Source organism: Mesorhizobium sp., assembly GCF_004963255.1.
In the GTDB taxonomy this organism is placed as follows: domain Bacteria; phylum Pseudomonadota; class Alphaproteobacteria; order Rhizobiales; family Rhizobiaceae; genus Mesorhizobium.
The window spans coordinates 70391-94285 of record NZ_SUGA01000021.1 but is presented as its reverse complement, the minus strand read 5'-3'; the positions used below and the strand labels follow the sequence as shown (position 1 = coordinate 94285).

Annotated in this window: 21 protein-coding genes and 1 riboswitch; of the genes, 15 read left to right on the top strand and 6 right to left on the bottom strand. The window is 63.9% G+C overall.

The genetic code is table 11. The features are described from left to right. The first annotated feature begins 18 nt into the window (after positions 1–18). From E5X34_RS20910 to E5X34_RS20875, 8 genes are all read left to right on the top strand, one after another. The gene (locus E5X34_RS20910) at positions 19–1608 is read left to right on the top strand and encodes an ABC transporter substrate-binding protein (protein WP_292568467.1); all 1590 of its coding nucleotides are present in this window, start codon (positions 19–21) and stop codon (positions 1606–1608) included. A 99-nt stretch (positions 1609–1707) separates the two neighbouring features. Then, complete coding sequence (locus E5X34_RS20905) at positions 1708–2667, top strand: ABC transporter permease (protein WP_042645241.1); 960 nt, start codon at positions 1708–1710, stop codon at positions 2665–2667. A 52-nt stretch (positions 2668–2719) separates the two neighbouring features. Continuing rightward, complete coding sequence (locus E5X34_RS20900) at positions 2720–3541, top strand: ABC transporter permease (RefSeq protein WP_042645242.1); 822 nt, start codon at positions 2720–2722, stop codon at positions 3539–3541. Next, positions 3541–5196 carry an ABC transporter ATP-binding protein gene (locus tag E5X34_RS20895; RefSeq protein WP_292568465.1) on the top strand — a complete coding sequence of 552 codons (1656 nt, stop codon included), beginning with the start codon at positions 3541–3543 and terminating at the stop codon, positions 5194–5196. The genes E5X34_RS20900 and E5X34_RS20895 overlap by 1 nt, the downstream gene beginning before the upstream one ends. 100 nt (positions 5197–5296) lie before the next feature. Continuing rightward, a complete protein-coding gene (locus E5X34_RS20890; RefSeq protein ID WP_292568463.1) occupies positions 5297–6136 on the top strand; it encodes an alkaline phosphatase family protein in 840 nt (279 codons plus the stop codon). Between the two features lie 278 nt (positions 6137–6414). Next, positions 6415–6981, top strand: a complete 567-nt coding sequence (locus tag E5X34_RS20885; protein ID WP_292568461.1) for a sigma-70 family RNA polymerase sigma factor — start codon at positions 6415–6417, stop codon at positions 6979–6981. Continuing rightward, positions 6978–7643, top strand: coding sequence for an anti-sigma factor (locus E5X34_RS20880; RefSeq protein ID WP_292568459.1), 666 nt, complete (start codon positions 6978–6980; stop codon positions 7641–7643). The genes E5X34_RS20885 and E5X34_RS20880 overlap by 4 nt, the downstream gene beginning before the upstream one ends. Next, a complete protein-coding gene (locus E5X34_RS20875) occupies positions 7633–9135 on the top strand; it encodes a S8 family serine peptidase (protein WP_292568456.1) in 1503 nt (500 codons plus the stop codon). Before E5X34_RS20880 ends, E5X34_RS20875 begins: the two co-directional genes overlap by 11 nt. Positions 9136–9222: 87 nt before the next feature. Here the strand turns inward: E5X34_RS20875 and E5X34_RS20870 are convergent, their stop codons facing one another. After that, positions 9223–10569 (bottom strand): FAD-dependent oxidoreductase, encoded by a 1347-nt coding sequence (locus E5X34_RS20870; protein WP_292568454.1) that lies wholly within the window; start codon positions 10567–10569, stop codon positions 9223–9225. Between the two features lie 135 nt (positions 10570–10704). After that, positions 10705–11727, bottom strand: coding sequence for a substrate-binding domain-containing protein (locus E5X34_RS20865; protein ID WP_292568452.1), 1023 nt, complete (start codon positions 11725–11727; stop codon positions 10705–10707). Positions 11728–12086: 359 nt separating this feature from the next. On the opposite strand from E5X34_RS20865, the gene E5X34_RS20860 reads away from it, so the two are divergent. From E5X34_RS20860 to ugpC, 5 genes are all read left to right on the top strand, one after another. After that, the gene (locus E5X34_RS20860) at positions 12087–13442 is read left to right on the top strand and encodes an ABC transporter substrate-binding protein (RefSeq protein ID WP_126063161.1); all 1356 of its coding nucleotides are present in this window, start codon (positions 12087–12089) and stop codon (positions 13440–13442) included. Between the two features lie 191 nt (positions 13443–13633). Further along, complete coding sequence (locus E5X34_RS20855; RefSeq protein ID WP_292568450.1) at positions 13634–14647, top strand: sugar ABC transporter permease; 1014 nt, start codon at positions 13634–13636, stop codon at positions 14645–14647. 1 nt (position 14648) lies between these two features. Continuing rightward, complete coding sequence (locus E5X34_RS20850; protein ID WP_127883402.1) at positions 14649–15803, top strand: carbohydrate ABC transporter permease; 1155 nt, start codon at positions 14649–14651, stop codon at positions 15801–15803. Between the two features lie 4 nt (positions 15804–15807). Continuing rightward, the gene (locus E5X34_RS20845) at positions 15808–17472 is read left to right on the top strand and encodes an alpha-glucosidase (RefSeq protein ID WP_292568448.1); all 1665 of its coding nucleotides are present in this window, start codon (positions 15808–15810) and stop codon (positions 17470–17472) included. A 34-nt stretch (positions 17473–17506) separates the two neighbouring features. Then, the gene (gene ugpC, locus E5X34_RS20840) at positions 17507–18619 is read left to right on the top strand and encodes a sn-glycerol-3-phosphate ABC transporter ATP-binding protein UgpC (protein ID WP_292568446.1); all 1113 of its coding nucleotides are present in this window, start codon (positions 17507–17509) and stop codon (positions 18617–18619) included. Between the two features lie 75 nt (positions 18620–18694). Here ugpC and E5X34_RS20835 read toward each other — a convergent pair whose 3' ends face one another. Then, positions 18695–18928 carry a DUF680 domain-containing protein gene (locus tag E5X34_RS20835; RefSeq protein ID WP_292568444.1) on the bottom strand — a complete coding sequence of 78 codons (234 nt, stop codon included), beginning with the start codon at positions 18926–18928 and terminating at the stop codon, positions 18695–18697. Between the two features lie 69 nt (positions 18929–18997). After that, positions 18998–19204 carry a DUF680 domain-containing protein gene (locus E5X34_RS20830; protein ID WP_042637362.1) on the bottom strand — a complete coding sequence of 69 codons (207 nt, stop codon included), beginning with the start codon at positions 19202–19204 and terminating at the stop codon, positions 18998–19000. Positions 19205–19694: 490 nt separating this feature from the next. Next, a riboswitch (cobalamin riboswitch) is annotated at positions 19695–19897 on the top strand. Between the two features lie 108 nt (positions 19898–20005). Between E5X34_RS20830 and E5X34_RS20825 the strand changes: the two genes are divergently transcribed. Both E5X34_RS20825 and E5X34_RS20820 read left to right on the top strand, forming a co-directional pair. Next, positions 20006–21253 carry an aromatic ring-hydroxylating dioxygenase subunit alpha gene (locus tag E5X34_RS20825; protein WP_292568442.1) on the top strand — a complete coding sequence of 416 codons (1248 nt, stop codon included), beginning with the start codon at positions 20006–20008 and terminating at the stop codon, positions 21251–21253. A gap of 77 nt (positions 21254–21330) precedes the next feature. Then, entirely contained in the window at positions 21331–22431 is a 1101-nt protein-coding gene (locus tag E5X34_RS20820) for a hybrid-cluster NAD(P)-dependent oxidoreductase (protein WP_292568440.1), read from the top strand. 56 nt (positions 22432–22487) lie between these two features. Here E5X34_RS20820 and E5X34_RS20815 read toward each other — a convergent pair whose 3' ends face one another. Both E5X34_RS20815 and E5X34_RS20810 read right to left on the bottom strand, forming a co-directional pair. Further along, positions 22488–23252: a ferredoxin reductase gene (locus E5X34_RS20815; RefSeq protein WP_292568438.1), complete on the bottom strand. Its 765-nt coding sequence runs from the start codon at positions 23250–23252 to the stop codon at positions 22488–22490. A gap of 6 nt (positions 23253–23258) precedes the next feature. Further along, positions 23259–23870, bottom strand: a complete 612-nt coding sequence (locus tag E5X34_RS20810) for a sulfite oxidase-like oxidoreductase (RefSeq protein WP_042637400.1) — start codon at positions 23868–23870, stop codon at positions 23259–23261. Between the last annotated feature and the right edge of the window lie 25 nt (positions 23871–23895).

Below are 23895 nucleotides of genomic sequence, written 5' to 3'. Positions count from 1 at the left end.
CCAGAGTGAGGAACCATAATGTCCAACGAACTTGACTATCTCAGCCGGCGAGTCGCGGCCGGAAAACTCAGCCGTCGCGACTTTCTCGGTCGCGCCGCGGCGCTCGGCGTCACCGCCACTTTCGCCAACTCGCTGCTCTCCAGCGCCGTGCGCGCTGCCGGCCCGGTCAAGGGCGGCACGCTGAAAGCCGGCCTGCAGGGCGGTGAATCCACCAACAGCCTCGATCCCGCGACCTTCCTCAGCCAGGTTCCGTTCGCCTTCGGCAAGTGCTGGGGCGAAACGCTGGTCGAGCTCGCGCCGGGCGGCGGCGTCGAATATCTCATCGCCGAGGAGATCGGCAGCTCGAAGGATGCCAAGACCTGGACGATGAAAATCCGCAAGGGCGTCCAGTTTCACAATGGCAAGGAAGTGACGCCGGACGACGTGGTGGCGACGCTGAAGCGCCACAGCGACGAAAAATCCAAGTCGGGCGCGCTGGGAGTCCTGAAGAGCATCGATACCATCAAGGCCGATGCCGGCAATGTCGTGGTCACGCTGAAGGATCCGAACGCCGACCTCCCCTATTTGATGGCGGACTATCACCTGATCATCCAGCCGAATGGCGGCAACGATAAGCCGGATGCCGGCATCGGCACCGGCCCGTACAAGGTCACCGTCAACCAGCCTGGCGTGAAGCATGGCGGCGAACGCTTCGCCAATTACTGGCAGGCCGACAAATACGGCCATGCCGACCAGGTCGAGATCATCGTCGTCAACGATCCGACGGCCCGCATGGCGGCGCTGCAGGGCGGCCAGGTCAACATGATCAACCGCGTCGAACCGAAGATCGTCGACCTGGTCAAGCGGCTGCCCGGCGTCACCATCCGCGCCGCCTCGGGCCGCGGCTTCTATCCGTTCAACATGTTCTGCGACACCGCGCCCTTCGACAACAACGACCTTCGTATGGCGCTGAAGCTTGCCATGGACCGCGAGGAAATGCTGACCAAGATCCTGCGCGGCTACGGCGAGGTCGGCAACGACATGCCGGTCAACAAGGCCTATCCGCTGTTCGCAGACGATTTCGAGCAGCGCAAGTTCGATCCGGAAAAAGCCGCCGCACTCTACAAGAAGTCGGGCCATAGCGGCTCGATCCTGCTGCGCACGTCCGACGTCGCCTTCCCGGGCGCCGTGGACGCCGCCCAGCTTTACCAGCAGAGCTGCGCCAAGGCCGGCATCAAGATCGAGATCAAGCGCGAGCCGGGCGATGGCTACTGGACGGAAGTCTGGAACAAGCAGCCCTTCTCGCTCTCCTACTGGGGCGGGCGTCCGACTCAGGACCAGATGTATTCGACCGCCTATCTCTCGACTGCCGACTGGAACGACACGCGCTTCAAGCGGCCGGACTTCGACAAGATGGTGCTTGCGGCGCGCGGCGAGCTCGACGAAGCCAAGCGCAAGAAGATCTACCGCGACATGGGCGAGATCATGCGTGACGAAGGCGGCCTGATCGTGCCGTTCTTCAACCAGTTCGTCGACGCGACCGGCAAGGGCGTCGAAGGCTGGGTCGACAACCCTGCGCAGGAACTCAGCAACGGCCACGCACTGATCGAGTGCTGGCTGCAAGCCTGACGAAGGATAAGGAAGGGCCGGCGCGAGCCGGCCCTTTCCGGCTTTCATGGCCTGCCTGAAAGGCGGGCACCGTCCCTTCTTCACCGTTGCAGGTAGCCGATGTCGTCTCCGATCCTGAGATTGGTCGCTCAGCGTATCTTGCTGGGCCTGGTTCTTCTGTTCGCCGTTTCGGTGCTGATCTTCGCCGGCACGCAGATCCTGCCGGGCGATGTCGCCCAGGCGATCCTCGGCCAGTCGGCAACGCCGGAGGCGCTGGCGAACCTGCGCGAACAGCTCGGGCTCAACGACCCGGCATGGCTGCGCTACGTGCACTGGCTGTGGGGCATCCTGCATGGCGATTTCGGCACGGCGCAGTCGAGCGGACTCGACATTGCAAGCTCGATCGGCACCCGGCTGAAGAACACGCTTTTCCTGGCAGCCTGCGCGGCGATCGTCGCTGTGCCGCTGGCGGTCATCCTTGGGCTGATCGCGGTGCGCTACCGCAACGGCTTCGTCGACAAGCTGATCTCCGGCCTGGCGCTCGCCTCGACATCGTTCCCGGAATTCTTCATCGGCTATGTGCTGATCTTCGTGTTTGCGGTGCACTGGCAGATATTCCCGAGCATCTCGACGGTCGACGACTCCACGCCGTTCCTGGAAAGGCTGCAGGCCGTGGTGCTGCCGGCCACGGCGCTGACCCTGGTGGTGCTCGCCCATATGATGCGCATGACGCGCGCGGCGATCCTCAATGTCATGCAGTCGGCCTATATCGAGACGGCCGAGCTCAAGGGTCTGAAGCCCTTCGACATCATCCGCAAGCATGCTTTCCCGAACGCGATCGCGCCGGTCGTCAACGTCGTCATGCTCAACCTCGCCTATCTCATCGTCGGCGTCGTGGTGGTGGAGGTGATCTTCGTCTATCCGGGCATGGGACAATATCTGGTCGACCATGTCGCCAAGCGCGACGTGCCGGTGGTGCAGGCGGTCGGCCTGATTTTCGCCGCGGTCTACATCACGCTCAACATCGTCGCGGATATCGCAGCCATCGTGGCCAATCCGCGGCTCAGGCATCCGAAATGACGGGGGCATCCGAAATGACGGGCCGGATGCAAGAGAGGGGAAACTGAAGCGAATGGCGCTACGACAAATCCCGTTCACCGCCTGGATCGGACTGATCCTGACCGGCTTCTTTGCGTTCTGCGCCATCTTCGCGCCCTGGGTCGCGCCGCATGGCAATGGCGAGATCGTCGGCGACGTGTGGGAGCCGATGTCGGCGGCGCATTGGCTGGGCACCGACAATCTCGGCCGCGATCTGATCTCGCGCATGATCTATGGCGCGCGCATCACCATGGAGATCGCGGTGGCGGCGACGGCGCTGTCCTTCTCGCTGGGCTCGATCCTCGGCTTCACGGCGGCTGTCTTCGGCGGCTGGTTCGACACGCTGCTGTCGCGCTTCGTCGACCTTCTGATGTCGATCCCGACACTGATCTTCGGCCTCGTCGTGTTGTCGGTGCTGCCGACCAACACGCTGACGCTGATCCTGGTCATGGGCATCCTCGATTCCACCCGCGTCTACCGCCTGTCGCGCGCCGTCGCCGTCGACATCAACGTCATGGACTTCGTCGAAGCGGCGAAGCTGCGCGGCGAAGGCAAGGCCTGGATCATCTTCCGCGAGATCCTGCCCAATGCGCTGTCGCCGCTGGTGGCGGAGCTCGGCGTGCGCTTCATCTTCGCGGTGCTCTTCCTGTCGGCGCTGTCCTTCCTCGGCCTCGGCGTGCAGCCGCCGGATTCGGATTGGGGCGGCATGGTCAAGGAAAACAAGGACGGCATCGTCTTCGGCATTCCGGCGGCGCTGATCCCGGCGGCCGCGATCGCGGTGCTGGCGATCTCGGTCAACCTCGTCGCCGACTGGGTGCTCAACCGCACGACGAGCCTGAAGGGAGGGCGCGGCTGATGGCCGACACCAAGGCAAATTCAGGCAAGCTCCTCGATATTCGCAATCTGCGCATCGAGGCGACCGTCTACCCGCCGGGCGAAGCGCCGAAGACGATCACGCTGGTCCACGACGTCTCGCTGACCTTGGAAAAGGGCAAGGTGCTCGGCCTGATCGGCGAATCTGGCGCCGGCAAATCGACCATCGGCCTGTCGTCGATGGCCTATGGCCGCGGCGGCGTGCGCATCACCGGCGGCGAGGTGATCCTCAACGGCCGCGACATCCTGAAAGCCGGCCCCAAGGGCGTGCGGGCGCTGCGCGGGCGCGAGGTGTGCTATGTCGCCCAGTCGGCGGCGGCCGCCTTCAACCCGGCGCACAAGCTGATCGACCAGGTGGTCGAGGCGGCCCTCCTGCATGGCACAGCGACGCGCGCCGAGGCCGAAAAGCGGGCTGTCGCGCTGTTCAAGAAACTCAGCCTGCCCAATCCCGAAACGATCGGCGAGCGCTATCCGCACCAGGTCTCCGGCGGCCAGCTGCAGCGCGTGATGACGGCGATGGCGCTCTGCTCGGAGCCGGACCTCATCGTCTTCGACGAGCCGACCACGGCGCTCGACGTGACGACGCAGATCGACGTTCTGGCGGCGATCAAGGACGCCATCCGCGACACGCATGTGGCGGCTCTCTACATCACCCACGACCTTGCCGTCGTCGCCCAGGTGTCGGACGAGATCATGGTCCTGCGCCATGGCCGGCTGGTGGAGTGGGGCGGCACGCGGCAGATCATCAAGGAACCGCGCCAGGAATACACCAACGCGCTGGTCTCGGTGCATGAGATCGAGCACAAGGAACAACAGCCCGGCACAACGCCCTTCCTGTCGGTGAAGAATGTCACCGCCGCCTATGGCGGCGGCCATGTCAAGGTGCTGAAGAATGTCTCGGTCGACATCTATCCGGGACAGACGCTGGCCGTCGTCGGCGAGAGCGGTTCCGGCAAGTCGACGCTGGCGCGCGCCATCACCGGCCTTCTGCCGCCCGAACAGGGCACCGTCACCTTCGACGGCAGGCCGCTCGCCAACAGGCTGGCGGACCGGCCGAAGGAGGATCTGCGGCAGCTGCAGATGATCTACCAGATGGCCGACGTGGCGATGAACCCGCGCCAGACGGTGGGCACCATCATCGGCCGGCCGCTGGAGTTCTATTTCGGCATTAAGGGGCGCGAGCGCGACAAGCGCGTCGCCGAGCTGCTCGACGAGATCGAAATGGGCAAGGGTTTCGTCGACCGCTATCCGGCCGAGCTTTCCGGCGGCCAGAAGCAGCGCGTCTGCATCGCGCGCTCGCTCGCCGCCAAGCCGAAGCTGATCATCTGCGATGAGGTGACATCGGCGCTCGACCCGTTGGTCGCCAACGGCATCCTGAAACTGCTGCTCAACCTGCAGCAGCACGAAAAGGTAGCCTATCTGTTCATCACCCATGACCTAGCGACGGTGAAGTCGATCGCCGATTCGATCGCGGTCATGTATCGCGGCGAGGTGGTGCGCTACGGCTCGAAGAGCAAGGTGCTGACGCCGCCTTTCGACGCCTATACGGACCTGCTGCTCTCCTCGGTGCCGGAGATGGAGATCGGCTGGCTGGAGAAGGCGATCAAGGGCCGGCGCATGGAGAGCGCCGGAAATTAGGCCCGCCCTGTCGTCGCCAATCTGATAGTTCTGAAGCGCCGTGCTGCCCGATGGTCGCACGGCGCCTCTATCTCAACAGCCAGTCCGTATGGAGCTATCCGTGGCGCTGAAATCCAAACTGCTGCTCATCATCCTCGACGGCGTGCCCTACCGGAACTGGCGCCGGCTGATGGGCAATCTCGAGGGCTGGGTGCAGTCGGGCGACGCGCAGGTGTGGAAGATGCGCTCGGTGCTGCCGTCGACCTCGGCCTGCTGCTACGCCTCGATCCACACCGGGGTGACGCCGCAGGTGCATGGCATCCTTTCCAACGAGAACCGCTTTCGCGTCACGCAGCCGGACATCTTCTCGGAGGTCTGCAAAGCTGGCGGCAAGACGGGCGCGGTGACCCATTCCTACTGGTCGGAATTCTTCCGCAGCTTTCCGTTCGACCTTGTCGAGGACATGGAGTTCGACGATCCAAGCGGGCCGATCACGCATGGCCGCTTCCACACCATGACTGGCTACAATCTCAAGAACCAGATGACGCCGAGCGACGTCGACCTGTTCGCGACGCTGACCATGCTGGTGAAGCGACACGGCATCGACTACGGCATCCTGCACACCTGCACGCTGGATTCGATGGGTCATCGCTTCGGCCATGACTGCATCGAGATGGACCATGCCTGCTACGCCATGGACGGCATGCTCGCCGCCTTCCTGCCGCAATGGCGCCAAGCCGGCTATGAAGTGATCCTGACGGCCGACCACGGCCAGACCGACCGCGGCCACCATGGCGGCCATGACGACGAGATGCAGGATTTCGCGCTCTATTATTTCGGGCCTGCGAAAGGCCCCGAGGCCGATACGCTGCTCGACCAGCTGCAGCTCGCGCCGACAGTGCTGAGCCGGCTTGGGGTGACGATACCCGAGACGATGAAAGCGAAGGTGTTTTTGGGGTAAGCGCGGCCTCTCCTTCTCCCCTTGTGGGAGAAGGTGGATCGGCGCGCAGCGCCGAGACGGATGAGGGGTGTTCCAGCGGAGTGGGAGGCTGGCTTTCCCTGGAACACCCCTCATCCGGCCGCTTCGCGGCCACCTTCCCCCACAAGGGGGGAAGGAAAAGCGCCCCTACTGGCAACGCCCCCTTTCTTCGGTTAGCCTCCGAAAATCCTTGGCGGAGGGTGAACCTTTTTGGACCGATCAGCGACAGAGCTTCGAGGAGCCAGGCGGCTCGACCGGCCATGAATGCGGCGACGGAAACCGATCGCGCGCTTGTAGACCGGATCGCGAAGGGCGACCGGGCCGCCGTTCGGCTCCTGTTCATGCGTCACCACGCGCGGATCTACCGCTTCGTGGCGCGCCAGACGGGATCGGAAATGATGGCCGACGATATCGCAAACGAGGTTTTTCTGGAGCTGTGGAAGCAGGCGCCCGGCTTCGAGGGCCGCTCTGAAGTTTCGACTTGGCTGCTCGGCATCGCCCGCTTCAAGGCGCTGTCATCGCTGCGCAAGAAGAAGGAAGACTGGATCGACGACGATGACGCGGCGCAGGTCCCCGACAGCGCCGACACGCCGGAAGTCGTCACGATGAAGGAAGACAAGGCCGCCGCCTTGCGCCGTTTCGTCGATGCCCTGCCGGAAGAGCACCGCACGGTGATCGACCTTGCCTATTACCATGGCCAGTCGGTGACCGAGATCGGCGAGGTGCTCGATATTCCTGTCGCGACCGTCAAGACCAGGATGTTCTACGCCCGCAAGAAACTCGGCGAAGCCCTCAAGGCCGCCGGTTACGACAGGGGGTGGCCATGAGCGCCGCTGAAAAGATGTCGCGCCGCGACGAGATGGAGACGCTGCTGCCGTTCTACCTGAACGGCTCGCTGGAAGGCGCCGAGCTGGAGGCCGTCGAGGAATGGCTGGCCACCGATCCGGCGGCGATGGCCGCGCTTGGCGAAGCGGAAGCCGAATTCTCCGGCACCGCCGCCGCCAACGAGGCGATCCGCCCGCCGGCCGATGCGCTAAGCCGTTTCACCAGGGCGCTCGACGCGGAGGCCGGCCCGGTGCGCGCGCCCGGCCAATCCTGGCTGGCGAAAGTCTTCGGCCGGGTGACGGCGATGCCGGCCGGCGTCGCCTGGGCGGCGGCCGCTGCGCTGCTGGCGCTGGTCATCGTGCAGTCCTTCGAACGGCCGGGCGGCAAGGGCAACGACTTCGAGGTGGCCGGCGCCGAGCACGATCTGGCGAAGCTGCCTTTCGTCCTGGTCAAGTTCAAGCCGGATGCCAAGATGGCCGATATCGCCGCCTTCCTCGAGCAGAACGGGCTGAAGATCGCCAGCGGACCGACCGCCGACGGCGTGTTCCACCTGACGATCCCGGCCAGCACGGCGGCCGATTACGACAGGCTCATCGGCCTTGTTGCCGCCCAGCCTTTCGCGGATACTGTGATCCAGGGAAGGAAACCGGCCGATGGCGGCTAACGCAATTCCAGGAAAAGTGCGCCGCAGTTTTCTATCCGGAATTGCGTCGGGACCAAGGATCATTCTGCATGCGGTAATCCTCGCGGCGACATTGGTCGCCGCGCCTGCGTTCGCGCAGACCAATGACCCCAATCTGACGCAAAAGCAGGTCGACTGCCTGAATCGTACGACGGCAGCGGGCGGAGTTTGCGACGAGAACGGTGCGGACACAAAGGGCGCTGGGGCGCTCGAAGCTGCGGCGGGCGGCGCGGTGTTCCTGCCGGCGCTGATCGTCGACTTGTTTCCGAGCCCACCGGCGGACGCTGCCCCGCAGACGCCGGCGCCGTCCAATGGAAAATCGTCCTCGAACGGTTCCGCCAACACGCCACCGCCCGCACCGACGCCGAGCGGGCCTGTCACGGTGCCGCAAGGGCTCAACCTGGCGGAGCCGCCGCGCGCCATTACCGGCGAATTCGTGCCCGACGAAGTGCTGGTGACGGTGGCCGGCGATGCCGGCGTGGTGCAGCAGATCGCCAATTCCTTCGGCCTGCAGGTGCGCTCGCAGCGCCAGTCGCGGCTGCTCGGCTCGACGCTGGTGCGCTTCGGCATCACCGACGGGCGGCCTGTCGGCGTGGTGCTGGCGCAGCTTGCCGCCGACGGTCGCACGCAGCGGCGCGAGCCGAACCATATCTACACGCTGCAGCAGGCGGCCGGCATCGTGAACTATGCCTTCGACCGCATCGCGCTCGATTCAAAGCAGGCGAGCGGCGAGAATGTGCGCGTCGCCGTCATCGACACCGGCATCGACGACACCAACCCCGCGCTTGCCGGCGTCATCGCCGACCAATATGACGCCATGCCCAACGTGCCGATCGAGAAGCGCGACCATGGCACCTCGGTCGACGGGCTGATTGCCGGCGTTGGTCCGCTGGAAGGCATGGCTCCGGGCGCGAAAATCTATCACGCGCGCGCCTTCGAAGGCGGCAAGTCGACCATGGACGTCATCCTGTCGGCGCTCGACTGGGCGGCCGAGCAGAATGTGCGCATCATCAATATGAGCTTCGTCGGTCCGAAGAACGACCTGCTCGGCACCGCCTGCCGCAATGCGCGCGCCGAGGGCATGGTGCTGGTGGCGGCTGCCGGTAACAACGGCCCGAAGGCACCCTATGGCTACCCGGCCGCCTTCGACGGCGTCATCGCGGTGACCGCCACCGACGCCAAGGACGGGCTGATGCCGCAGGCCAACCGCGGCGCCTATGTGTTCATCTCGGCGCCGGGTGTGGAAATGGTGGCGCCGAGCGGCGCCGGCTCGGACGTGGTGACCGGCACCTCCTTCGCCGCCGCGATCGTCAGCGGCGCCATCGCCAATCTGATCCATGCCGCGCCGGAACGCTCGGCCGACGACATCGAGAAGGCGCTGGCGGGAACGGCCAAGGATCTCGGCCCGAAGGGGCGGGACAATGACTTTGGTTATGGGTTGATCGATACGAAGGCGGCGGGAGCGGCGAAGTAGTCGCTGCTCATATCTGTTGTGTTGGCGGGACAGCACCCCCCTCTGGCCTGCCGGCCATCTCCCCTGCAAGGGGGGAGATCAGCAGCTTCAAAGCGCCGGCCCCAACCGGATAGCGCTGCCATCATAGAAGCGCGGCAGCCGGAAGCGGCTGAGATCGTGGCCGGTGTCGTTTCCCTGGATCATGTCGGAAACGACGCGACCCATGCCGGGCCCGATGCCGAAGCCGTGGCCGCTCATTCCCGTCGCGACGAAAAGACCGCCGATCGCCTGGACCCGATCCACGACGGGGACGACGTCGGGCATGGCGTCGATCATGCCGCCCCAGCCGACCTTCAAGCGAGCTTTCTCGAACTGGGGAAAAAGCTGTTTGAAATTGCGCTCGATCGCACGGAGCCGGGCTGGTTCGGGAGCCGGGTTGAGCACCCGCATTCTCTCGAATGGGCTCTCGCTATCCGGCGCCCAATCGCGCGGCGTCGACCAGCCGTCCGGGTAGCCTGACGGGGCGAACGGGAAATAGCGCGCCCCGAACGGATCGTTCCTGAGGGCGGGAATGTATTTGGTGGCATGCCGGAATGCGTCGGGCCCTAGGTAAAGCAAGTGGCTGCCGCCGCCGGCGAGCGTGTATCCGCCATCCTGCCTGCGCCTGAAGGCTATGTGATCGTCGGCGGCCGCGCCCGCATAGATCTCGGGCAAGGGCTCGGTTGCGGCCACGGTGACGCGGACGCTGAGCTGGGGGATGGACACGCCGTGCCGCGCCAGGAACAGGGAGGACCATGCGCCGCCCGCGACCAGCACGGTGGAGGCGTCGATATATCCCGCCTCGGTCCACACGCCCTTGATCCTGCCGGCCGCGATGTCAAGGGTACGCGCCGCGCAATTCTCGATGATCCTGGCCCCTTTTCGCACGGCAAGCCTGGCCAGCGCAGGCACCGCCAGCCAGGGTTCCGCGCGCATGTCGGACGGCGTCGTCATGGCGCCTTTGAACCTGCGCGACATGCCGGTGATGAGTTTCGCGGTCTCGTCCGCGTTCAGGAGACGTGTGTCGAGGTTGTGGGCCGCGGCGATCTTCATGAACGCCTCGAAGCCGGCCATGTCCTTGTCGGTGTTCGCCAGATAGGTCACGCCAGTCTGGGCGAGCCCGATGTCTTCGCCGCATTCCTCGGCCAGTTGCCGCCACAAGCGGATGGCCTCGATGACGATCGGCAGTTCATCCGCGTCCCGTCCCTGCTTTCTGATCCAGCCCCAATTTCGCGAGGACTGCTCGGCAGCGACGCGGCCTTTTTCCAGCAACGTCACCGGAATGTTGCGAGCAGCAAGGAAAAGCGCAGTCGTTACGCCGATGATGCCGCCACCGACGATCACCACCTCCGAAGCCTTCGGCGGAGGACCAGGGTACTCGATTGGATCCGCTTCGGTGAACGGGAATGTGGGCAAAAGGTGCACCCTGAAGGACCGGTTGACAGTCCTGGCTTACCGGTTGTCGCCGTCCAAGATCAGGAGCAGGCGAAGGCGGATCATTGTCCCACGGTGCCCGGAAGTGGGTGGTCGGCGAAGCTGTTGGATCCTGCCCTAGACCGGCGCACCCGCCACCGATCCCCTCACCACCAGATCGACCGGCCAGACCTCGCCGCGCGCTCCCTCCTCCAGCCCGGAAATCCGCGCGGCCAGGCGCTCGGCGACGCGGGCGCCGGCGAGGCGGATCGAGGAGCGCGTCGTCGACAGCGGCACCGGGAAATTTTCCGGCCGCAGCCAGGGGAAGACGTCGTCATGGGCAATTAGCGACAGGTCGCCGGGGATGGTCAGGCCAAGGTCGCGCACGGCGCGCACGACGCCCAGCGCCATGATCAGACTGGAGCAGACGATCGCCGTCGGCGGCTCACTGTCCTCAAGCAGGCGGCGGGCGGCGCGATAGCCGTTTTCCTCGGTCATGGTCACCGAGTGGATGAGACGCTCGCCGAGCGTCATCCCGCTCGCGGCAAGCGCCCGGCGCACGCCGCGCTCGCGGTGGATGGCGAAGGTCTCGCGCTCATTGCCGTTGATCAGCGCCAGGCGCTTGTGGCCGAGCTGAAGCAGCAGCCGCGCCGCCTCGTGGAAGGCGCCCTCATTGTCGATGTCGAGATAGGGATAATCGAAATCCAAACCTTCGCTGCGGCCATGGGCGATGAAAGGTATGCCCAATGTGTTGACCAGGGCCAGCCGCCGGTCAGCCGGACGCGGCGAGGAGATGTAGACGGCGTCGACCTGCCGGTTGGCGACGATGCGGCGGTAGGTGGTCTCCTCATCGTCGGCATCGGCGGGCGACAGCACCAGGTCGAGCTCGTGCGACCGGGCATAGTCGCCGAGGCCGGAGAGGAATTCGACGAAATGCGGATCGATGTCGACGGCGGCGCCCGTCGGCAGCACATAGCCGATCATGCCCGACTTGCCGGTGGCGAGGCGGCGCGCGCTGGGGTTCGGCCGGTAGCCGTGGCGCTTGGCGGCGTCCATCACCCGGCGCCGGGTTTCCTCGCTGACCTCGGGGTAGCCGTTCAATGCCCGACTGACCGTGGTCTGCGAAAGCGACAGCATGTGCGACAGTTGCTTGAGGTTCATCGGAGGCCTCCAGCCTCAAAGCGCTTTCAATTTTGTTCGATCCGATGATGGCTGGCGCAATTGCCAGACGAGATGACCTTAGAGGCGCATCGACCGTGTTTGAAGCCAAAATTGCTGCTGCAGCGCCAAAAAAGCTTGCTGCACTGCACTTTCTTAAAGCATTCGGCCCTTTTTAAATCGATTAGCAGCATGAGCCTCTTGACTTCATGACGATTCAATGGCGAGATCAAGTCAGCCAAAGCGCTTTGGAACACTCTTCGAAAGGTTGCGGTTGCCTTCTCGCTGAGTCACAGTTCCGTGGGCGTCGGCGGACGAAATGGAGGTTTCGTCCGAACTGTCTCAACACTGGGAGGACTGCGATGAAGAAAATGCTTCTCTTGGGTGCCGCGTTCGCTGCGCTCACCCTTGGCCTGCCGGCCCATGCCGAACTGAAGTTCAAGCCGGGCGAGGATTCGAAATTCCACTGGGCGAACTACGACGACCTCAAGAAGGTCGACCTCAAGGGCGAGACGCTGACGATCTTCGGGCCGTGGCGCGGCGAAGACGAGACGCTTGTGCGTTCGGTTCTCGATTATTTCCAGGAAGCCACCGGCGCGGAGGTCAAATATTCCTCGTCCGAGAATTATGAGCAGCAGATCGTCATCGACACCCAGGCCGGCAGCCCGCCCAACATCGCCGTCCTGCCGCAGCCTGGCCTGATCCAGGACCTTGCTTCCAAGGGCGTGCTGACCCCGCTGGGCGATGACGTCGCCGCCTGGATCAAGGAAAATTATGCCGCCGGCGACTCCTGGGCCAAGCTCGGCACCTATACGGGCAAGGACGGCAAGCCCGGCTTCTACGCCTTCCCCTACAAGATCGACGTGAAGGGTCTGGTCTGGTACTCGCCCGACAATTTCGACGAGGCCGGCTACAAGGTGCCGAAGACCCAGGAAGAACTGGCCGATCTCGAGAAGAAGATCGTCGCCGATGGCGGCAAGCCCTGGTGCATCGGGCTCGGATCCGGCGGCGCCACCGGTTGGCCGGCGACCGACTGGGTCGAAGACATCATGCTGCGCACGCAGCCGCCGGAAGTCTATGACAAGTGGACAAAGAACGAGATCCCGTTCACCGACCCGGCCGTGGTCAACGCCATCGACATCTTCGGCAAGATCGCCACCGACGACAAGATGGTGGACGGCGGCGCCAAGGCGGTCGCGGCGACCGACTTCCGCGACAGTCCGAAGGGCCTCTTCACCGTGCCGCCCAAATGCTACATGCACCATCAGGCGTCGTTCATTCCTTCCTTCTTCCCGGAGAACGTGAAGCTCGGCCAGGATGCGGACTTCTTCCCATATCCGCCCTACGCCTCCAAGCCGGAGCTGGGCACGCCGCTGGAAGTGGCCGGAACGCTGGTGATGATCACCAAGGACTCCAAGGCCTCGCGCGAGTTCATCAAGTTCCTGCAGATGCCGCTCGCGCATGAATTGTGGATGGCGCAGAAGAGCTTCGTCACCCCGTTCAAGGCCGCCAACAAGGACGCCTATGGCAGCGACGCGCTGAAGAAGCAGGGCGAGATCCTCGTTGGAGCCACCACGGTGCGGTTCGACGGCTCCGACCTGATGCCCGGCAAGGTCGGCGCGGGCTCGTTCTGGACCGGCATGATCGACCTGGTCGGCGGCAAGTCCGCGCAGGACGTCGCCGCCGACATCCAGAAAAGCTGGGATGCCATCAAGTAGCCATCCGGCAAACGGGCCGCCGCGCGCGGCCTGATATTTTCCTCATCCTCCACCTGGATCCGGGCTACGGCCCGGATCCGACCGGCGGTCTACGCCGGAAGCCTTCGCGTTTCGATCGTTCCGAATAACCGAAAGTCGGTGCATCCGACCGCCAGCCCCGGCTGGCCGGTCATGCGCAGGGAGAGGGACCCATGGCGGCTCAGATTTTCTCGGCCATATTCGTCATCATCATCGGCGTCGGCGGCTGTGTCGCCTATTTCTGGGGCGCCAACAAACTGCTCGATCTCGTTTTCCCGTCGCGCGGCGTCTCAGGCACGGCAGCCGTCGACAATCTGCGCCGGCAGGGACTGGTGCGGCCCTGGCTGTTCGTCGGCCCGGCGATGGTCATCCTCACCATCTATCTGATCTACCCGGTGATCGAGACGCTGCGGCTCTCCTTCCTCGATCGCGGCGGCGAAAACTTCGTCGGCCTCGCCAATTACGAATGGGCGTTCGGCGATCACGATTTCCGCAACTCGATCCTCAACAACATCCTCTGGCTGGCGGTGGTGCCGGCGGCCTGCACCTTCCTCGGGCTGATCATCGCCGTGCTCACCGACAAGATCTGGTGGGGCACGATCGCCAAGAGCCTGATCTTCCTGCCGCTGGCCATCTCCTTCGTCGGCGCCAGCGTGATCTGGAAGTTCATCTACGAGTATCGCGGCGAGGGCCAGGTGCAGATCGGCCTGCTCAACGCCATCATCCAGTATTTCGGCGGCCAGCCGCAGGTGTGGATATCGCTGCCGTTCTGGAACAATTTCTTCCTCATGGTGATCCTGATCTGGATCCAGACAGGTTTTGCGATGGTCATCCTGTCGTCGGCGCTGCGCGGCATCCCTGAAGAGACGCTCGAGGCTGCGGTCATCGACGGCGCCAACCCGTTCCAGATCTTCTGGAAAATCATGGTGCCGCAGATCTGGGGCACGATCGCGGTGGTGTGGACCACCATCACCATCCTGGTGCTGAAAGTGTTCGACATCGTGCTGACCATGACCAACGGCCAATGGAACAGCCAGGTGCTGGCCAATCTGATGTTCGACTGGATGTTCCGCGGCGGCGGCGATTTCGGCCGCGGCGCGACCATCGCCATCATCATCATGATCGCGGTCATTCCGATCATGGTCTGGAACATCCGGCAGGCCAACAAAGAGACGGGAGGGCATTGAGATGGCCGCGTCCACCGGAAAGTCCTTCGTCAGCCGCTTCGGCGTTCATATCGCCGTGCTGGTCTTCGTCGTCATCTGGACCATCCCCACGCTCGGCATTCTCGTCTCGTCGCTGCGCGACAAGGACCAGATCATCGCCTCGGGCTGGTGGAATTCCTTCGCCAGCTCCAGCCAGACCGAGGCCGGGCGGCTGCCGGCCGCCTCGGCGCAGACGCAGAAGGACGGCAAATATGTCATCGAAGGCAACGTCTTCGGCGACGGCGCCAAGCGCGACATCAGCGCCTTTGGCGTCAAGGCGGCGGCGCCGACGCAATACAAGGCCGGCACGGCGGCCGATCTCGGCGATGGCGTCACCTTGCAGGTGAATGCGGATGGCAGCTTCGTACTCGCCTCGCCGAAGGCATTCGAAGGCGACCGCGGTCAGCGCGTTTATTTCGCCTCCTCGGCGCCGCCGAAATTCACCACCGCGAACTACGATGCGGTGCTGTTTTCCGAAGGCATCGGCCGCTCCTTCATGAACTCACTGACGGTGACCATTCCGGCGACGATCATCCCCATCCTGATCGCGGCCTTCGCGGCCTATGCGCTTGCCTGGATGCGCTTTCCCGGCCGGGCGCTGCTGATCGCCGTCATCATCGGCCTGCTGGTCGTGCCGCTGCAGATGTCGCTCATCCCGCTGCTCAAGCTCTATAATGGCGTCGGCACCTTCTTCGGCGTGCCGTCGAAGACCTATCTCGGCATCTGGCTGGCGCATACCGGCTTCGGCCTGCCTTTCGCCATCTATCTGCTGAGGAGCTACATCGCCGGCCTGCCGCGGGAGATCATGGAGTCGGCGCGCATCGACGGCGCCAGCGATTTCGAGATCTTCGTCAAGATCGTGCTGCCGCTGTCGTTCCCGGTGCTTGCCTCCTTCGCCATCTTCCAGTTCCTATGGGTATGGAACGATCTGCTGGTGGCGATGGTTTTCCTCGGCACGGCGCCCGATCAGATCGTGCTGACGGCCAAGCTCAACGCGCTGCTCGGCTCACGCGGCGGCAATTGGGAAATCCTCACGACATCGGCATTCATCACCATCATCGTGCCGCTGATCGTGTTCTTCTCGCTGCAGCGCTATTTCGTCCGCGGGCTGCTTGCCGGCTCGGTGAAAGGAGGTTGAAGACATGCAATCGGCTTTGAAGGCGACTTCGAGACCAGACCCTGCGATCGACCGCGACTGGTGGCGGGGCGCGGTGATCTACCAGATCTATCCGCGCTCCTACCAGGACTCCAACGACGACGGCATCGGCGACCTGAAGGGCATCGTTCAGCGTCTGCCCTACATCGCTTCGCTCGGCGTCGACGCCATCTGGATCTCGCCCTTCTTCAAATCGCCGATGAAGGATTTCGGCTATGACGTCTCGGATTACTGCGATGTCGACCCGATGTTCGGCACGCTCGCCGATTTCGACGCGCTGGTGGCGGAGGCGCACCGCCTGGGCCTCAAGGTGATGATCGACGAGGTGCTGTCGCACACCGCCGACATCCACCCGTGGTTCAAGGAAAGCCGCTCCAGCCGCAGCAATCCAAAGGCTGACTGGTATGTGTGGGCCGACGCCAAGCCGGACGGCACGCCGCCCAACAACTGGCTGTCGATCTTCGGCGGTTCTGCCTGGCAGTGGGATACCAGCCGCCAGCAATATTATATGCACAATTTCCTGGCCGAGCAGCCCGACCTCAACTTCCACAACCGGGAAGTCCAGGACGCGCTGCTCGACATCACCCGCTTCTGGCTGGAGCGCGGGGTCGACGGCTTCCGGCTGGACACGATCAATTTCTATTTCCACAGCCAGGGGCTGGAGGACAACCCGCCGCTGCCGCCGGAACAGCGCAACGACCAGACCGCACCCGCGGTCAATCCCTACAACTACCAGGACCATATCTACGACAAGAGCCGGCCGGAGAATCTCGGCTTCCTCGAGCGTTTTCGAGCGCTTCTGGACGAATATCCGGCACAGGCCGCCGTCGGCGAGGTCGGCGACTCCCAGCGCGGCCTCGAAGTGGTCGCCGCCTACACCGCCGACGGCAAGCGCGTGCATATGTGCTATTCCTTCGACTTCCTGGCGCCGGAGAAGATCAGCGCGGCGAAAGTGCGCGCGGTGCTGGAAGCCTTCGGCCAAGTCGCCAGCGACGGCTGGTCGTGCTGGGCCTTCTCCAACCATGACGTGATGCGGGTCGCCTCGCGCTGGGCCGCCAACGAGGCGGACCCGACCGCCTATCTGAAGGTGATCTCGGCGCTTCTGATGTCGCTGCGCGGCTCGGTCTGCATCTATCAGGGCGAGGAGCTCGGCCTCGGCGAGGCCGAGCTCAAGTTCGAGGACCTGCAGGACCCCTACGGCATCCGCTTCTGGCCGGAGTTCAAGGGCCGCGACGGCTGCCGCACGCCGATGGTGTGGGATGCCGCCGCCAAGAATGGCGGGTTCTCGACCGCCAAGCCCTGGCTGCCGGTGCCGGGCAGACACCTGTCGCAGGCCGTCAACGTGCAGCAGGGCGACGCAAGCTCGCTGCTCGAGCATTACCGCCGCTTCCTCGCCTTCCGTCGCCAGCATCCGGCGCTGGGCAAGGGCGATATCGACTTCATCGAAAGCGATGGCGACAACGTGGCCTTCACGCGGCGCGAGGGCAATGAGCGGATCGTCTGCGCCTTCAATCTCGGCGGCAAGCCCGCCGAGATCGATCTCGGCCAAGGCGCGCTGCAGCCCTTGCCCGGACATGGCTTTTCGGGACAGAGTGGCAGCGGGCCGGTCCGCCTCGGCGGATACGGCGCCTGGTTCGGGCGCATCGACTGAACTTGCAGACAAAGATCAACGGAAGGAGAGAACCATGGCCGATGTCACGCTCAACCAGGTGAGGAAATCATACGGCAACCTCAACATTCTCCACGGCATCGACCTAGACATCAAATCGGGCGAGTTCATCGTCTTCGTCGGACCGTCGGGATGCGGCAAGTCCACCTTGCTGCGGTCGATCGCCGGCCTCGAGGAGATCACCTCGGGCGAGCTGAAGATCGATGGCGAGGTGGTGAACGACGTGCCGCCGTCGAAGCGCGGCATCGCCATGGTGTTCCAGTCCTATGCGCTCTATCCGCATATGACGGTCTACGACAACATGGCCTTCTCGATGAAGATCGGCAAGGAAAGCAAGGCCGAGATCGACAAGCGGGTGCGGCAGGCGGCGGAAATCCTGCAGCTCACCAAATATCTCGACCGCCTGCCCAAGGCGATGTCGGGCGGCCAGCGCCAGCGCGTCGCCATCGGCCGCGCTATCGTGCGCAACCCGAAAGTGTTCCTGTTCGACGAGCCGCTGTCGAACCTCGACGCCGCGCTTCGCGTTGCCACCCGCATCGAGATCGCCAAGCTCAAGGAGTCGATGCCGAACACCACCATGATCTATGTAACGCACGATCAGGTCGAGGCGATGACGCTGGCGGACCGCATCGTGGTGCTGAAGGACGGCGTCGTCGAGCAGGTCGGCACGCCGATGGAACTCTACAAACGGCCAGGCAATTTGTTCGTCGCCCAGTTTATCGGCTCGCCGGCGATGAACATATTGCCGGCAAAAATCGAGAAGGCCGGCAATCCGACCGTGGTCAGCCATGTCGGCGACCGCAAGGCGACGGTGCCGATCGCCACGCCCGCCTCGGCGAATGGCGCGGCGGTCAGCTTCGGCGTGCGGCCGGAGGATCTCGCGATCGCCACCGGTTCCGATTACCTCTTCGAGGGCAAGGTCGACTATATCGAGCAGCTCGGCGAGGTTCAGCTCGTCTATATCGATATTGGCCGCGCAGACCTGCCGCTGGTCGCCAAGCTGCCGGGCAATGTCGAGGTCAAGCGCGGCGAAACGCTGCGGCTCAACGCCAGCGCCGGCGATCTGCATATTTTCGACGCCGACGGCCATTCCTTCACGCTGCATCGCGAGGAAGCGAAAGCGGCCTGAGCGCAGAGCCGCTGCGGCAAAGAAAAAGCGGCGGGCCTTGGCCCGCCGCTCCTGTTTTCAAATCACGGTCGGCTGTTAACGATTGCCGAAGTGGTCGCGGTCGGCGCCCTGCGGAGCCGACTTCTGCCCGTCGCGCGACGAATTCAGCAGCTTGTAGACCGGCGAGTCGTTGCCGATCGACGAGGTGCGGGTGGTATCCACGGCGGGAGCCGGCTGGTTGACGCCGCTGTTGCCGTAATTGTCGCTGCCCGCAAAAGCAGCCGAGGAAACGGCCATGAGAGCCGCAGTGGCAAGAATGATCTTTTTCATCTCAGTACTCCTGAATTTCCTGATCCGACCGAGGCGACGGGCAAACCCGTCGCCGTTCGAAGTCGGTTGTTAGTTGTTACCGAAAAGGTTGCGGTCGGCGCCCGTGGTGACAGGCTTCTGTTCAGCCGGTTCGGATTTGCGGACCGAGGCTGTGTAAGAAGAGTCGACCGTGGCGGCCGGCGGGTTGGCAGCCTGCGCGTTGTAATTGTCGCTACCGGCAAAGGCGCTGCCGGAAATTGCCAGAAGGGCGGCGGCAGTGAGAACAATCTTTTTCATTTTTGCTACTCCAGTATTTTTATTCAGTCCGTCTAGCGGCGTGTCTTGGGAATGAAATCGCGTCGTTCGGACAGCGCTCATTTGGGTGAGCCGACTGCGGGATTCCAATCACGAAGTTTTTTCGTCTGGACCATGAATCCGGCTCTTGAAGTTTTCATAAGCATGCCTAGAACCATATTTTTATTTAATGTAATCAATTCGTTATGCGATTTATGCTGCTGGCTCACCAAGTGTGTCGGAACGCCAACGTTCACAGCGTTCTGCACGCACCGTCAACAGAAACGAACCGTTCGGTTCGATTTTAGAATCTGCTAATAGTCACTTTTTGATACTGTTAACCATCAACGACCCTCCCGAACCTCGTCCGGGAGCACCCCTGGAAGCCGGTGGCATGGCGAGAAGGACGAGAATCGGCAACGTGAATTCGCCCATTGTCGCGCCGCATGGATGCGATGTCGTTTTCATGCCGACGGGAAACCGGCCGTCGTGGTTAGATCAGGCCATCTCAGGTGCCGCTTCGTCGCGACGAGGCGGAGAATTGGGAAGCCGGTCGAAATCCGGCGCTGCCCCCGCAACGGTGGTGGAGTGAGGTCGCAACGGGAGACCACTGGGCCATGGGCCTGGGAAGGTGTTGTGACCGCCCGCGAGGGCAACTCCAAAGCCCGGAAACCAGCCAGAGACATTTTGAACTCGACTGATCGCGGTGGGCGGTCAAGAGGCGGACGGCGCGTGCCCGGCCCTGCCGGTGGCGGTCGTTCTTCTCCATCACCACCAGTTCAGTCCTTGATGCGAGGACAGGACATGGATGCGCGCAACGACATGCTGAGGCTCCTGCAGAGCCGCAAGCCGGGCTACTCGCTCGAGCAGCCCTTCTACATCGATCCCGACTATTTCAAGCTCGACATGGAGCTGATCTGGTATCGTGACTGGTTGTTCATCGGCCATGATTGCGAGCTGCCGAAACCAGGCAGCTACATCACCGTTCAGATCGGCGATTATCCGGTGGTGCTGGTCCGCGACCAGAAGGGAAGGATCAACGCTTTCCACAACTCCTGCCGGCATCGCGGCAGCCGCGTGTGCAACACCGACAAGGGCATCGCCGCCAAGCTGGTCTGTCCCTACCATCAGTGGACTTACGAGCTCGACGGGCGGCTGCTGTTCGCGCGCCAGATGGCGGACGGCTTCGACAAGAGCCAGTTCGGACTGAAGCCCGTGGCCTGCGAGAGCGTCGGCGGCTACATATTCATCTGCCTGGCAAAGGAGCCGGCCGACTTCGCGCCGATGCGCGCCATGATCGAGCCCTATCTCCTGCCGCACCGGTTGAGCGAGGCGAAGGTCGCGTTCGAATCGACGATCGTCGAAAAAGGCAACTGGAAGCTCGTCTGGGAAAACAACCGCGAGTGCTATCATTGCGCCGGCAACCATCCGGAACTGTGCAAGACTTTCCCGGAAGCGCCGACGGTGACAGGCGTGCAAGGCGCCGACAGCGACCCGGAAATGCTCGCCCACTGGGCGAAATGCGAGGCGGCGGGTTTGCCGAGCCGGTTCCGGATCGATCCGGCCGGGCAATACCGCGCGACGCGCGCGCCGCTGCTGCGCGACGCGGTCAGCTACACGATGAGCGGCAAGCGCGCCGTGACGAAAAACCTGTCCGCCAGCGTCGCCGCCGACCGTATCGGCACGTTGATGCACTACCATTATCCGACCACGTGGAACCACATCCTCATCGATCACGCCGTCACCTTCCGTGTGCTGCCGATCAGCGCCACCGAGACCGCGGTGACGACGAAATGGCTGGTCCAAAAGGACGCGGTGGAAGGCGTTGACTACGATCTGGCGGAACTCACCCATGTCTGGACCGAGACCAACGATCAGGACCGCCGCATCGTCGAGGAAAACGCGCTCGGCATACTGTCGCCGGCTTACGAGCCCGGCCCCTATTCCGAGCTGCATGAGGGCGGTGTCATCCAGTTCGTCGAGTGGTACGCCTCCTTCATCGGTCCGCGCCTTGCCGAAGGCGGTCGCCCGGCGCTGCGCAGCGTCGCCTAGCGTATGTCGCCCGAAAGTGTTCAGCGGTTTTGGGAGTACGACATGCGCAAAACAAAAAGGCTAAGGAGATGAACGCGATGACGGATCTCGGCCTCTACCGCCATCTCGACGAGATGGCGCCCTGGAACGACAGGCTGCAGGTGCTGGAAGTGATCGGCGTCAGCGACGAGGCGCCGCAGGTGAAGACGTTCACCTTCCGCTCCGACAATCAGACCTGGTTCCGCTACAAGCCCGGGCAGTTCGTGACGCTGGAATTGCCGTCCGCCGACGGGCCGCTAATGCGCACCTACACCCTGTCGTCCTCGCCGTCGCGGCCGTTCTCGATCGCGGTGACGGTGAAAGCGCAAACCGGCAGCGTCGGCACGCGCTGGATGTTCGACAATCTGAAGCCCGGCGTCCATGTGAAGGCCTACGGCCCGGCCGGCGATTTCTCGCTGCACAGCCATCCGGCGGCCAAATATCTGTTCATTTCGGCCGGATCCGGCGTCACGCCGATGATGTCGATGCTGCGCTGGCTGAACGACTGCGCGCCCTGGACCGATGTCGGCTTCGTCAATTGCGCGCGGCGGCCGGAAGAGATCATCTTCCGCAAGGAGCTCGAACTGCTCGGCAGCCGCATGCCCGGCCTGTCGCTCGGCTTCATGATCGAGGAGCGGTCAAGCCGCGAGGGCTGGTTCGGCCATATGGGCCGCATCGACGCGATCCGGCTGCCGCTTCTGGCACCCGATTTCCGCGAGCGGGAGATCTTCTGCTGCGGACCCGACCCTTTCATGCGCGCCGTGCGGCAGATGCTGGAGGCCGCCGGCTTCGACATGAACCGCTACCATCAGGAGAGCTTCGCCGCGCCGGCCGTGGAAGAAGTCCCGGCGCCGTTCGCGATGCCGGCCGGCGACGACGCCAAGCCGCCCGCCGAGGCGGTGACACCGGTCCGCTTTTCGCTTTCAAACGTCGATGCGGAATGCGTCGCCGGACAGACCGTGCTGCAGACGGCGCGCGCTTCGGGCGTCAGGATCCCGGCGGCCTGCGAGTTCGGTCTCTGCGGAACCTGCAAGGTGAAGAAGGTCTCGGGCGAGGTTTCGATGAGCCACAATGGCGGCATTCTCGATCACGAGATCGATGACGGCTATATCCTGGCCTGCTGTTCGAGGCCGTTGTCGGCACTGGACATCGAGGCCTGAAGGCTTGTCGGTCGAGACGAGGACTTTGCGGGATCATCCTCGTCGAGATCATGCTTCTAAACCCCGTAGCGCTCGGTGCGGATGATCCCCGCCGGAACACCGGCGCCGATCAAGGCGTCGGCGGCGGCCGAGACGAACGCATTCGAGCCGCAGACATAGGCGAGCTTCGGCGCCTTGGGCAGGCGCTCGATGGCCTGCGCCATCATGCGGGCGTCGATGCGCCGGGAATAGTCGGAGGGCCGCCTCGCCGGCTCGCGGGTCAGCGTCAGCACCAGATCGAACCCGTCGCGACGGTCGTCGAGGCCGATCAGCTCATCGCGAAAAATCACCTCGTCCCAGATCCGCGCCGAGAACACCAGCACGAGGGGCACCGCCGTGTTGCGCAGCGTGCGATGGCGCACCATCGCCATCAGCGGCACGACGCCCGAGCCGCCTCCGACCAGAAGGATCGGCCCGCCGTCGCTCTCCTGCCAGATGAAGTGGCCGCCCAGCGGCCCGCGCAGCTCGATCTCGTCGCCGACGGCGGCAACGTCGTGGAAGAAGGGCGAGACCTCGCCGTCGTCGAGCCGCTCGATCGCCAGCTCGACGCCGCCGCCCGCTTCCGGCGCCGAAGCGATGGAATAGGAACGGCGCGCCTGATAGCCGTCCGGCGCCGTCAGCCTGATGTCGACATGCTGGCCCGCCAGATGGGCGAAAGGCCGCGAAGGCTGGAACCAGAAGCTGGCGACGCGCGGCGTGCGCTTTTCGATGCGGGTTATGGTGGCTGCCTGCCAGGGCGATTGCGGCGACGGCTCGGCGCTCATCGATTGCTGCTCACGCATCGCCCCTCACGGGTCGCTGGAATAGCGCTGCTCGCGCCAGGGGTCGCCATACATGTGATAGCCGCGCAGCTCCCAGAAGCCCGGTTCGTCGCGCTCGGTGAACTGCAGCCCGTTCACCCATTTGGCCGATTTCCAGAAATAGAGATGCGGCACCAAAAGCCGCGCCGGCCCGCCATGATCCGGCGTGATCGGCTTGCCCTCATAGAGCAGCGCCACCATCGCCTTGCCGGTGACGAGGTCCTTGGTCGGCACATTGGTGGAATAGCCGTCAAAGGACAGAGCCAGCGTGTAGGCGGTCGGCGGCTCGATGCCGGCGTCGGCGAGGATGTCGTCGATCATCACGCCTTGCCAGGGCGTGTTGAATTTTGTCCAGGCCGTCACGCAATGGATATCGCGCGTCATCTTGCTTTGCGGCAAGGCGTTGAACTCGGCCCAGTTCCATTTCTTGATCGGCTTTGGCCCCTGCTTGAGGGTGAAAGACCAATCCTCGGTGCGCACGCGCGGCGTCGGCCCGGCCGACAGCACGGGAAAACCCTGCTCCAGATACTGGCCCGGCGGAATGCGCGCGTCGGTGTCGGAAGGAGGACGCCGTCCGGAAAAGAAACCGCGCGTGACCATGGAGACGCCTTCCTGCACCGGGGGA